This is a genomic window from Brevundimonas sp. AVps31 (genome assembly GCF_058681355.1).
Genome location: NZ_CM178736.1, coordinates 309404 through 320000, shown reverse-complemented (window position 1 = coordinate 320000; position 10597 = coordinate 309404). Strand labels below are relative to the sequence as shown.

8 protein-coding genes, 1 tRNA gene and 2 rRNA genes (1 of these 11 only partly in view) are annotated in these 10597 nt (G+C 63.5%); 10 read left to right on the top strand and 1 reads right to left on the bottom strand.

Annotated features, from left to right (window positions below):
* The 3 genes from ACW174_RS01420 to ACW174_RS01410 form a co-directional block, all read left to right on the top strand.
* Positions 1–1645 (top strand): 23S ribosomal RNA (locus ACW174_RS01420) (it extends 1143 nt beyond the left edge of the window).
* 86 nt (positions 1646–1731) lie between these two features.
* Positions 1732–1846: ribosomal RNA gene (gene rrf, locus ACW174_RS01415) — 5S ribosomal RNA — on the top strand.
* Positions 1847–1923: 77 nt separating this feature from the next.
* Positions 1924–2000, top strand: a tRNA-Met gene (locus ACW174_RS01410).
* Between the two features lie 547 nt (positions 2001–2547).
* On the opposite strand, the gene ACW174_RS01405 is transcribed toward ACW174_RS01410, so the two are convergent.
* Positions 2548–3879, bottom strand: coding sequence for an MFS transporter (locus ACW174_RS01405; RefSeq protein WP_492015919.1), 1332 nt, complete (start codon positions 3877–3879; stop codon positions 2548–2550).
* A gap of 143 nt (positions 3880–4022) precedes the next feature.
* On the opposite strand from ACW174_RS01405, the gene cyoA reads away from it, so the two are divergent.
* Genes cyoA through ACW174_RS01370 form a run of 7 tightly spaced genes read left to right on the top strand, consistent with a single transcriptional unit; the run spans position 4023 to position 10596 of the window.
* Positions 4023–5063 (top strand): ubiquinol oxidase subunit II, encoded by a 1041-nt coding sequence (gene cyoA, locus ACW174_RS01400; protein ID WP_492015918.1) that lies wholly within the window; start codon positions 4023–4025, stop codon positions 5061–5063.
* A 3-nt stretch (positions 5064–5066) separates the two neighbouring features.
* The gene (cyoB, locus tag ACW174_RS01395; RefSeq protein ID WP_492015917.1) at positions 5067–7067 is read left to right on the top strand and encodes a cytochrome o ubiquinol oxidase subunit I; all 2001 of its coding nucleotides are present in this window, start codon (positions 5067–5069) and stop codon (positions 7065–7067) included.
* Complete coding sequence (gene cyoC, locus ACW174_RS01390) at positions 7064–7699, top strand: cytochrome o ubiquinol oxidase subunit III (RefSeq protein WP_492015916.1); 636 nt, start codon at positions 7064–7066, stop codon at positions 7697–7699. The genes cyoB and cyoC overlap by 4 nt, the downstream gene beginning before the upstream one ends.
* Positions 7696–8082: a cytochrome o ubiquinol oxidase subunit IV gene (gene cyoD / locus ACW174_RS01385; protein ID WP_492015915.1), complete on the top strand. Its 387-nt coding sequence runs from the start codon at positions 7696–7698 to the stop codon at positions 8080–8082. Before cyoC ends, cyoD begins: the two co-directional genes overlap by 4 nt.
* A gap of 53 nt (positions 8083–8135) precedes the next feature.
* Positions 8136–8753, top strand: a complete 618-nt coding sequence (locus ACW174_RS01380) for an SURF1 family protein (protein WP_492015914.1) — start codon at positions 8136–8138, stop codon at positions 8751–8753.
* Positions 8753–10063, top strand: a complete 1311-nt coding sequence (locus ACW174_RS01375) for an ATP-binding protein (protein ID WP_492015913.1) — start codon at positions 8753–8755, stop codon at positions 10061–10063. Before ACW174_RS01380 ends, ACW174_RS01375 begins: the two co-directional genes overlap by 1 nt.
* Entirely contained in the window at positions 10063–10596 is a 534-nt protein-coding gene (locus ACW174_RS01370) for a response regulator transcription factor (protein ID WP_492015912.1), read from the top strand. The genes ACW174_RS01375 and ACW174_RS01370 overlap by 1 nt, the downstream gene beginning before the upstream one ends.
* Position 10597: the final 1 nt, after the last annotated feature.

Here is a 10597-nt window from a genome sequence, read left to right as displayed (position 1 = left end):
TCAAGCGATCCTGCGCGGAAAATGTAACGGGGCTCAAGCCAGTCGCCGAAGGTATGGGTTTGCACTTTGTGCAAGCGGTAGCGGAGCGTTCCGTAAGCCGGTGAAGGTCAACTGTGAGGTTGGCTGGAGGTATCGGAAGTGAGAATGCTGACATGAGTAACGATAAACAGTGTGAGAAACACTGTCGCCGAAAGACCAAGGGTTCCTGCGTAAAGCTAATCTGCGCAGGGTTAGTCGGCCCCTAAGGCGAGGCTGAAAAGCGTAGTCGATGGGAAGCAGGTAAATATTCCTGCACCAGCTGGAAGTGACGGATGGCGTAAGTTGTCAGGGCTTATTGGATTGTCCTGGCAGCGAAGTTGTCCCTGGAAATAACTCCAGCAGAGACCGTACCCGAAACCGACACAGGTGGTCAGGTAGAGCATACCAAGGCGCTTGAGAGAACTGTGCTGAAGGAACTCGGCAAATTGCACGCGTAACTTCGGAATAAGCGTGACTCACCTAGGGCAACCTAGACTGAGTGGCACAAGCCAGGGGGTAGCGACTGTTTAGCAAAAACACAGGGCTCTGCGAAGCAGCAATGCGACGTATAGGGTCTGACGCCTGCCCGGTGCCTGAAGGTTAAAGGGAGTTGTGAAAGCGACGAACTGAAGCCCAGGTAAACGGCGGCCGTAACTATAACGGTCCTAAGGTAGCGAAATTCCTTGTCGGGTAAGTTCCGACCTGCACGAATGGCGTAACGACTTCCCCACTGTCTCCAGCACAGGCTCAGTGAAATTGAATTCCCCGTGAAGATGCGGGGTTCCCGCGGTCAGACGGAAAGACCCTATGAACCTTTACTATAGCTTCGCCTTGGCGTTAGCGACCGTATGTGTAGGATAGGTGGGAGACTATGAAACCGGGGCGCCAGCTCTGGTGGAGTCATCCTTGAAATACCACCCTTACTGTCGTTGACGTCTAACCGAGGGCCGTTATCCGGTCCCGGGACATGGCGTGGTGGGTAGTTTGACTGGGGCGGTCGCCTCCTAAAGTGTAACGGAGGCGCGCGATGGTGGGCTCAGACCGGTCGGAAATCGGTCGTCGAGTGCAATGGCATAAGCCCGCCTGACTGCGAGACTGACAAGTCGAGCAGAGACGAAAGTCGGCCATAGTGATCCGGTGGTCCCGCGTGGAAGGGCCATCGCTCAACGGATAAAAGGTACTCTAGGGATAACAGGCTGATTTTGCCCAAGAGTCCATATCGACGGCAAAGTTTGGCACCTCGATGTCGGCTCATCACATCCTGGGGCTGGAGCAGGTCCCAAGGGTATGGCTGTTCGCCATTTAAAGTGGTACGTGAGCTGGGTTCAGAACGTCGTGAGACAGTTTGGTCCCTATCTGCCGTGGGTGTTCGAAGCTTGAGAGGATCTGTCCCTAGTACGAGAGGACCGGGATGGACATACCTCTGGTGGACCTGTCATGACGCCAGTTGTGCAGCAGGGTAGCTATGTATGGAATAGATAACCGCTGAAAGCATCTAAGCGGGAAACTAACCTCAAAACAAGGCTTCGCTGAGGATCGTGGAAGACTACCACGTTGATAGGCCAGGTGTGGAAGTGGGGCGACCCATGAAGCTTACTGGTACTAATAATCCGATCGGCTTGATCGTTTCTCAGCAAAACTCATTCGATTTTGTTCAGCATCCGCTGAACCCGACAATGTCTTCTTCGCAATCCTTACTATCCGCCTGGTTGACCCGGTGGCTATGTCGGAGGTTCCCCACCCGATCCCATTCCGAACTCGGTCGTTAAGCCCTCCAGAGCCAATGGTACTTCGTCTCAAGGCGCGGGAGAGTAGGTCGCCGCCGGGTCTACCAGTCGGATAGAAAGAATTGCACGATCAAACAGGATCGCTTCTCGAACATCTTCCTCACTCACTACCGTTTGCCGCGGGATGGAGCAGCCCGGTAGCTCGTCAGGCTCATAACCTGAAGGTCGCAGGTTCAAATCCTGCTCCCGCACCCAAATACAAAAAGCCCCGCCGGCAAAACCAGCGGGGCTTTCTGCTGTCCAGAACACAACACCCACCAACTCAGACGCCCCCGCGCTCAACCGCACCCGGACTCGGAAAAAGCCCGCACTGGGCCCACATCCGACGGCGAGCTCGCCGCCGCGGCGGGATAAGCCGGGCGTACACGACAGCCTCCGGGCCGCCTCGGCGGTTTATCGGTCCCCGGGCCGGCCCACCGGATGCTCCCTTCGCCGAGTCAGGTTGATGCTCCGCGGCGCAGGCGCCAGCCTCCCACACCCGGATGCCAGGCTGGATCTGTATCCGATCGCGATGAGAAGCGCGGGGCGTAGAGTCACGCTCGGCAAGGCGGAGGGCGCCGGTCCGTCTTCACGCCGGCCTTCGGCTCTGGACGCCAGCGGCCGGGCGCGGTGTCCCGTAGCATCGCCCGGCGCGTCTCACTGCACCGGGGCAGGAGTGTCTCGCCGGGGGCAGGGGATCGGGGCCGCGCTCCTGCCCGCAGCGGCGCAAGGCGGCTGGCCCGTGATCGGTCGCCCGCGGCTGTCAGGCGGCGGTGCGGGCCCATTCCTTGTTGATCGCCAGCGCCGCGAGCGTGCACAGCGCGCCCGAAAGAAGATAGGCCCCGACGGACCAGACGCCGAACGTATGGGCGAGGAAAAGCGCGACGAGCGGCGCGAACCCCGCCCCGACCAGCCAGGCCGAGTTCGCGACGATCGCCGCGCCCGTATAGCGGTGCTGGGGCGGGAAGCGGTCGTTGACCAGGCCTGACGCCTGTCCGAAGGCCACGCCGAGGAGGGCGAAGCCGAGGACCATATAGATGGTCTCGCCCACCGCGCCGCCATTCAGGAGCTGCGGCGCAAACCCGCTGTAGGCGCCGATGAGAACGGCCGAGACCGCCAGAACCAGGCGTCGGCTGACGCGGTTGGCGATTACGCCGGAGGCGAGCATGGCGAGCACACAGACGACGGCGCCGGCCATCTCGATCATCAGAAAGCGCGCGGGTTCTTCACGGGCGGTCAGGATGACCCACGACAGGGGGAAGACCGTCACCAGATGGAACAGGGCGAAACTGGCGAGGGGCGCGAGCGCGCCGAGGGCGATGGTGCGCCATTCCTTGGACAGGGTCGCGAAGGCGGGAGACGGTTGAAGCTCGCGGCTTTCAAAGGCCTTCCGGAACTCTGGCGTGGCGACGATGCGGAGGCGGGCGAACAGCGCCACCACATTGATCGCGAGCGCGACAAAGAAGGGGAAGCGCCAGCCCCAATCCAGGAAGTCGGCGCTGGACAGGCCGGTCAGGAAGTAGGCGAACAGGGCGGTCGCGACCAGCAGGCCGAGCGGGGCCCCCAGTTGGGGAAGCATGGCGAACCAGCCGCGACGGTCTTTCGGCGCGTTCAGGGCCAGCAATGACGGCAGGCCGTCCCAAGCCCCGCCCAGGGCCATCCCCTGGCCGAAGCGGAAGGTGCTCAGCAGCACCGCCGACAACATGCCGATCTGCTCGTGGCCGGGCAGAAGGGCGATGGCCATGGTCGAGCCGCCGAGCAGGAACAGCGCCAGCGTCAGTTTGACGCTGCGGCCGTACTGGCGGTCGATCCACATGAACAGCAGGGTGCCGAACGGTCGCGCCACGAAGGCGAGCGAGAAGATGGCGAACGACAGCAGCGTCGCGGTGACCGGATCGGCATAGGGGAAGACGACCGCCGGAAAGACCAGAACAGAGGCCAGCGCATAGACGAAATAGTCGAAGAATTCGCTGGTTCGGCCGATGATGACGCCGATGGCAATCTCACCCGGCTTGACCGCGTGGTCGTCCGCGTGAAGCGCCTGAGCGTCCTGCTCGAGCGGGGTCGAGGTCGAAGCGCCATTGGGTCCGCTCATCGTCAAACTCCTGGGGCAACCCGGGGACGGAAAACGCGCACGGGGGTTGAGCCTGTCTTGATCCTCTGCCGTTATAGGCGGAAGTGAGGGAGTGGACAAAATGTCCAATGTAGCCCCGCGCGGGCGCAGCCTAACGGCATGACATGCGACAGACATCGTTTCCCATCAGGCGCATCGGCGCGGCCGCGCTGGTTCTGACGACAGGGCTGCTAGGCGGCTGTCAGCGGGCGGTGCTGAATCCGGCAGGGGATATCGCCCTGCAACAGCGCGATCTGATCTACATTTCCACGGGATTGATGCTGCTGGTCGTGGTGCCGGTCATCATTCTGACGGTGCTGTTCGCCTGGCGCTATCGTTCAGGGAGCCGAAAGGCGACCTATGACCCCAAATTCCACCACTCCACCGCCCTGGAGTTGATGATCTGGTCGATCCCCCTGCTGGTCATCATCTGCCTGGGCGCCCTGACCTGGTCCAGCACTCATCTTCTCGACCCGTTCAGGCGGCTGGATCGCATCGCGGAGGGCCGCCCGAACGATCCGGCTCAGGCTCCGATGGTGGTGCAGGTCGTCGCGATGGACTGGAAATGGCTGTTCATCTACCCCGAGCAGAACATCGCCACGGTCAATGAATTGGTGCTGCCCGTCGACCGCGAGGTCCGGTTCGACATCACCTCGACCAATATGATGAACACCTTCTACGCCCCGACCCTGGCCGGCATGATCTATGCGATGCCGGGGATGCAGAGCCAGTTGCACGCGGTGCTCAACCGGCCGGGCGATTACGAGGGCTATTCCGCGAATTACAGCGGCGCGGGCTTCTCGGGCATGCGCTTCCGATTGCGTGGTGTGGAGCCGGCGGCCTTTGATCAATGGGTTCGGCAGGTTCAGGCGACGGGTACTGTCCTGACGACGCCCGCCTATCTGCAGCTTGAGAAGCCCACCGAGAAACATCCCGTCACGACGTTCAGCGCGGCGCCGGCCGGCCTGTTCGAGCGGGTGGTGAACCGGTGCGTGGCGCCCGGAACGCCTTGTCTTTCGGCGCAGATGCATCACGCGACGCCTCCTGACAGCGAACCCGCCGCCTCCGGCGAGCGCGGCCCGCAGGGCGACGCCCATGCGCCCGCGCCTTCATCCTACACGGCGCCGATGACCGGTCATTCGGCGCACGGCGAGGCAGGCAGATAGATCATGTCCCATTCGACACCTTCCTTCAGTCCGCTGTTCGGCCGCCTGAGCCTTGAATCCTTCCCGATCCACGAACCCATCCTGATCGGCACCTTCAGCGTCGTGGTGCTGCTGGGGGTGTCTGTTTTGGCGCTGGTCACGCGTTTCAGGCTCTGGGGCTGGCTGTGGCGGGAATGGCTGACCAGCGTCGACCACAAGAAGATCGGCATCATGTACCTGATCCTGGGGATCATCATGCTGCTGCGCGGGTTCGCCGACGCCCTGATGATGCGGTTGCAGCAGGCGATCGCCTTCGGCGGCAGCGAGGGCTACCTCAACGCCCACCACTACGATCAGGTCTTCACCGCCCACGGCACGATCATGATCTTCTTCGTGGCGATCCCGCTGGTGGTCGGCCTGGTGAACTACGTCATGCCGCTGCAGATCGGCGCGCGCGACGTGGCCTTTCCCTTCCTGAACAGTCTCAGCCTGTGGCTGACCGTGGCCGGCGCGGCGCTGGTGATGGTTTCCCTGTTCGTCGGTGAGTTCTCGACGGCCGGTTGGCTGAACTATGTGCCCGTCGCCAACATAGAAAATAGTCCGGGCACGGGCCCTGACTACTATTTATGGGCGTTGCAGATCGCCGGGGTCGGTACGACCTTGTCCGCGATCAACATGGTCACGACCGTGTTCAAGATGCGCGCGCCGGGCATGACCCTGATGAAGATGCCCGTCTTCGTCTGGACCGCGCTGTGCAGCAATGTGCTGGCGATCGCGATCTTCCCGGTCCTGACCGCCGCCTTCGCCCTGCTGATGCTGGACCGCTACATCGGGACCAACTTCTTCACCAACGACCTCGGCGGCAACGCCATGATGTACTGGAACCTGGTCTGGATCTGGGGGCATCCGGAGGTCTACGTCCTGATCCTGCCGGTGTTCGGCATCTATTCCGAGATCACCTCCACCTTCTCGGGCAAGCGGCTCTTCGGCTATTCGTCGATGGTCTATGCCACGGTCGTCATCACGATCCTGAGCTACCTCGTCTGGCTGCACCACTTCTTCACCATGGGCTCCGGCGCCAGCGTGAACTCCTTCTTCGGGATCGCCACCATGGTGATCGCGATCCCCACAGGGGCGAAGATCTTCAACTGGCTGTTCACGATGTACCGCGGTCGTATTCGCTACGAACTGCCGATGGCCTGGGTCGTCGCCTTCATGATCACCTTCGTGGTCGGCGGGATGACGGGCGTGCTTCTGGCGGTGCCGCCGGCCGACTTTGTGCTGCATAACTCGCTGTTCCTGGTCGCCCACTTCCACAACGTCATCATCGGCGGCGTCGTCTTCGGCCTGTTCGCCGGCATGACCTACTGGTTCCCCAAGGCCTTTGGGTTCAAGCTGGACGGTTTCTGGGGCTGGGTGTCCTTCTGGGGCTGGGTCGTCGGCTACTGGGTCGCCTGGACGCCGATCTACATTGTCGGCCTGATGGGGACGACGCGACGGACACGCTATTTCGAGGATCCGACGCTGCAGCCCTGGTTCATCGTCGCGGGGATCGGCGCGCTGATCATTCTGGTCGGCATCCTGGCTTTCGTCATCCAGATCGCCGTCAGCATCAGGAACCGTGACAAGCTGCGCGACAACACGGGGGATCCTTGGGGTGGGCGCACCCTCGAGTGGTCGACCACATCGCCGCCGCCGCACTACAATTTCGCACTGACGCCGAGAGTCCATGACCTGGACGCCTGGTATGACATGAAGGAGCGTGGCTCCGAGCGTCCATCCAAAGGGTTCCGGCCGATCCACATGCCGCGCAGCACCGGCGCGGGCGTGATCATCTCCGGCCTGGCCCTGGCTCTCGGCTTCGCGATGGTCTGGTACATCTGGTGGCTGGCGGCGCTCAGTGCGGTGGCGATCCTGATCTATTCGGTCGCCTTCACGTTCAACTACGACCGTGAGTACGACGTGCCCGTCGAGGAGATCGTCCATGACGAGGAGGCGCGCCGCGCCCGGGAGGTGCAGGCATGAGCCCGAGCAAGACTGACGCCCCGGCGCTGGAGCCGACCTTCTATGTGATTGAGGAGGACGGTCCCCACGCGGCGCATTCCAGCCCAACCCTGCTAGGGTTCTGGATCTACCTGATGAGTGACGCGCTCATCTTCGCGACGCTCTTCGCCACCTATGGCGTCCTCGCGACCGCCTATGCCGGCGGGCCGACCGGGCAGGAGTTGTTCGACCTGCGGCTGGTGGCTCTGAACACCGCCTTCCTGCTGCTGTCATCGATCACCTACGGCATGGCCATGCTGGACATGGAGGCCGGTCGCAAGAAAGGCGTTCTCGCCTGGCTCTCGGTCACGGGTCTGCTCGGCCTCGCCTTTGTCGGCGTCGAACTGTTCGAGTTCTCGCATCTGATCGCAGAAGGGGCCACGCCGCAGCGCAGCGCCTTCCTGTCGGCTTTCTTCACCCTGGTCGGGACGCACGGCCTGCACGTCATGTTCGGCCTGCTCTGGATCGGCGTCATGCTGGTTCAGGTCAGCCAGCGTGGCCTGTCGGTTGAGAACCGCCGTCGCCTGACCTGTCTGGGCATGTTCTGGCACCTGCTGGATGTCGTCTGGATCGGCGTCTTCACCTTCGTCTACCTGTTCGGGGCCCTGTCATGAGCGAGCCGGATATCAAGGGCGCCAGCCATCATGAAGCGGGCCACACCCATGGGTCTCGCCGAAGCTATCTGATCGGGTTCGCCCTCTCGGTGGTGCTCACAGCCATTCCGTTCTGGCTGGTGATGGCGGGGGCTCTCAACGTGACCGCGACGGCGGTTCTGATCACCCTTCTCGCCTTCGCCCAGATCGCCGTCCACACGGTCTTCTTCCTGCACGTGAACACCAAGGCGGAGGGGGGCTGGACGCTGATGGCGTTCGTCTTCACCGCCATCATCGTGCTCATCGTCATCGCGGGCTCGCTATGGATCATGTACCACCTGCACGGCAACATGATGCCGATGCAGATCCCTCCGGCGCCGGTCGTGCAAGGTCCGGCCGCCTGAGATCTGGTCTGTTTCTGGGCCTTTGCCTCGCGCTCGCTGCGGGGTTCGCGACCTTGGGGGTCTGGCAGGTCGAACGGCTGGGCTGGAAGCGTAATCTCATCGAAACCGTGAACGCCAGGCTTGTCGCGCCGCCCGTCGCGCCCCCGCCCGGTGACCGGTGGTCGCCTGATCAGGCCTACACACGCGTGACCGTCGATGGCGTCTTCCTGAAAGACAGGTCGACGCCGGTTCAGGCCCTGACCGAACGGGGCGCGGGCTGGTGGTTGATGACGCCGCTGCGGACGGACGCCGGCATCATTCTGGTCAATCGGGGCTTTGTGCCGACGAAAGACTGGCGGGACGCCGATCCGATGCCGAGGCGGGTTTCAGTGGTAGGCCTGCTGCGGGCGGACGAGCCCGGCGGCGGGTTCCTGCGCGCCAATGCACCAGCGGACGGGCGCTGGTACTCGCGTGACATCAAGGCCATCGCCCGGGCTCAGGATCTGGTCGATCCGGTCGCGCCCTATTTCATTGACGCCGCGGCTTCCGGTTCGAGCAGCGGCCCGGTTGCGGGGCTGACCGTCGTCCGCTTCAGCAACAATCACCTCAGCTACGCCCTGACCTGGTTCGCCCTGTGCGGCTTGTCGCTGGCGGGGGCGGGGATCGTCCTGCGCCACGGGTGGAAACGATGATGGAGACGCCCATTCTCGCCCTGACGCGGGCCCGAACAGCTGAGCCCGGGCTGTCGCCGGCCACGGCGGCGGACCGCAATATGCGTCTGCTGGTGCAGCTCCGGTGGATCGCCGTCGCGGGCCAACTGCTCGCCATCGTCGTGGTCGAGTTCGCGCTGGGCGTCGCGCTGCCGCTGGCGCCGATGCTGGGCGTCGTGGCGGTGCTGGCCTTCGCCAACAGCTATGCGCGGATCGTGCTCTATCGCCGCCCCGTCGGACAAACCGCCATCCTGCAGGCGCTGCTGTTCGATGTCGCTGCGCTGGCCTTCCAGCTTTACCTCAGCGGGGGCGCGGCCAACCCCTTTATCTCGCTATTCTTCCTGCAACTGGTGCTGGGCGCCATCCTGCTGGACTTCGTCTCGCTCGGCATACTGGCTGCGGTGGCGATGGCCGCCTACGCCTTCCTTGCGGCCTTCGGAACGCCCTTGGCATACCCGCCGGAACTCCTTGATCAGGTTCCGCAGATCGAGCGCTTTGGAGCCGTCATCAGCTTCGCCCTGACCGGCGGGCTCCTGGCAGTCTTCATGGCGCGGATCACGCGCAACCTCCGCGCTCGCGACGCCTATCTGGCGGACCTGCGCCAGCATGCCGCCGAGGAGGACGGCATCGTGCGGACGGGACTTCTGGCGTCCGGCATGGCCCATGAACTGGGGACGCCCCTGTCGACGGTGTCAGTCATCCTGAACGACTGGAGCCGCATGCCGCGCGTTGCGGGTGATGAAGAGCTTTCGCCCGAGCTCGTTGTGATGCAGCGCGAGGTCGATCGATGCAAAACCATCGTGGGCGACATTCTCCACCTTGCCGGCACACCACGGGGCGAGGCGGAAATCGTCGCCGCCGAGTCCCTGCTGGAGCGGGTGGCGAATGACTGGCGGCCGACCTGTCCCGCCACGCCCTTGGTCTATCGCAGCGAGGGCCTTTCGGGCGCGCTCCTGTTCGCTGAGCCCGCCGTCAGCCAGGTGATCGCCAGCCTGCTGGACAATGCCGCCCAGGCCTGTCCGGCGGGGATCGCTCTTACGGCCTTGCGGACGACGGAGGGACTGGAGGTCTCGATCATGGACGATGGCCCGGGCTTCACGGATGCGCAGTTGGCCTCCGTCGGGAAACCGCATCAGTCTCTCAAAGGGCCCGGACATGGTATGGGCCTGTTTCTGGCCGCCGCGCTGGCGCGTCGCCTGGGAGGACGCCTCAACGCCGCCAATCGTCCCGAGGGCGGCGCTGTCGTGCAACTGGTCCTGCCGCTGGCCCCGGATCGGGGCGGGAGCCTGTAATGGAACAGCCGCGTCTGGTCATCGTCGAGGACAACCCGACCCTCGCCGCAACCTTGCAGAAGTCGTTCGAGCGGCGAGGGTACCGGGTCTGGCACGCGGACAGCGCCGCGCGACTTGCGACAGTCCTTGAAACGGCCGCGCCCCGGTTCGCCGTCGTGGATCTCAAACTGGGTGCAGAATCCGGTCTTGTCTGCGTCCAGAGACTGCATGCGTACGATCCCGAGATGCGGATCGTCGTCCTGACGGGCTTCGCCAGCCTCGCCACGGCGGTGGAGGCGATCAAACTGGGCGCCTGCCAGTATCTCGCCAAGCCCTCCAACACCGACGACATCGAGGCCGCCTTCGCCAGCGCCCCCACGGGCGACGTGACGGCGCGCATCTCGCATCGCTCGACGTCGATAAAGACGCTGGAGTGGGAGCGGATCAACGAGACCCTGGCCGAAACCGGATTCAACATCTCGGAGACGGCCCGGCAGCTGGGCATGCACCGCCGGACCCTTGCCCGGAAGCTCGCCAAACGGCCCGTTCCCTAGG

What these genes read in the sequence shown, in the direction of transcription:
- cyoB (WP_492015917.1), top strand. Translation starts at nt 5,067, where the DNA reads ATGTCCCATTCGACACCTTCCTTCAGTCCGCTGTTCGGCCGCCTGAGC.
- cyoD (WP_492015915.1), top strand. Translation starts at nt 7,696, where the DNA reads ATGAGCGAGCCGGATATCAAGGGCGCCAGCCATCATGAAGCGGGCCAC.
- ACW174_RS01405 (WP_492015919.1), bottom strand. Translation starts at nt 3,879, where the DNA reads ATGAGCGGACCCAATGGCGCTTCGACCTCGACCCCGCTCGAGCAGGAC.
- cyoA (WP_492015918.1), top strand. Translation starts at nt 4,023, where the DNA reads ATGCGACAGACATCGTTTCCCATCAGGCGCATCGGCGCGGCCGCGCTG.
- cyoC (WP_492015916.1), top strand. Translation starts at nt 7,064, where the DNA reads ATGAGCCCGAGCAAGACTGACGCCCCGGCGCTGGAGCCGACCTTCTAT.
- ACW174_RS01375 (WP_492015913.1), top strand. Translation starts at nt 8,753, where the DNA reads ATGGAGACGCCCATTCTCGCCCTGACGCGGGCCCGAACAGCTGAGCCC.
- ACW174_RS01370 (WP_492015912.1), top strand. Translation starts at nt 10,063, where the DNA reads ATGGAACAGCCGCGTCTGGTCATCGTCGAGGACAACCCGACCCTCGCC.